The organism is Vibrio sp. 10N.222.52.B7 (genome assembly GCF_041474275.1).
GTDB classification, from domain to species: domain Bacteria; phylum Pseudomonadota; class Gammaproteobacteria; order Enterobacterales; family Vibrionaceae; genus Vibrio; species Vibrio crassostreae_C.
In genome coordinates this window covers 1-287 of sequence record NZ_JBFRTU010000567.1, presented here as the reverse complement: position 1 = coordinate 287, position 287 = coordinate 1, and the positions used below count along the sequence as shown (strand labels likewise).

The window sequence follows — 287 nt, the reverse complement described above, 5'->3', positions numbered from 1 at the left end:
AAAGTCGATATTGAAGGTATTAACCAAAATAAGTGTGAAACATCGCTCGAAACGGTCTTGGCTAAGTTTCCGAAAACAGAAGGTTATCAGCGCCATCTATTGCTTTCGAACAGCGAAACGCGTTACCTAAAGAGCACAGAAAACCACATTGAAGTATTAGCAGCGGTTCCGGTATTTAAATCACTGGGCGAGCAATAAGTTGGCTTTAGCTCGTATAAAACAGCAAATAAGTTTCAGGTAAGAAGGAAGAGATATGAAGAAGTTAGGCTTAGTAAATAGCGTATTGG

General features: G+C 39.7%; 1 protein-coding gene. It reads left to right on the top strand.

Annotated elements, in window-relative coordinates:
* A partial coding sequence (locus tag AB4512_RS24225; RefSeq protein WP_372176039.1) for a hypothetical protein occupies positions 1–198 on the top strand: 198 nt, incomplete at its 5' end.
* Positions 199–287: the final 89 nt, after the last annotated feature.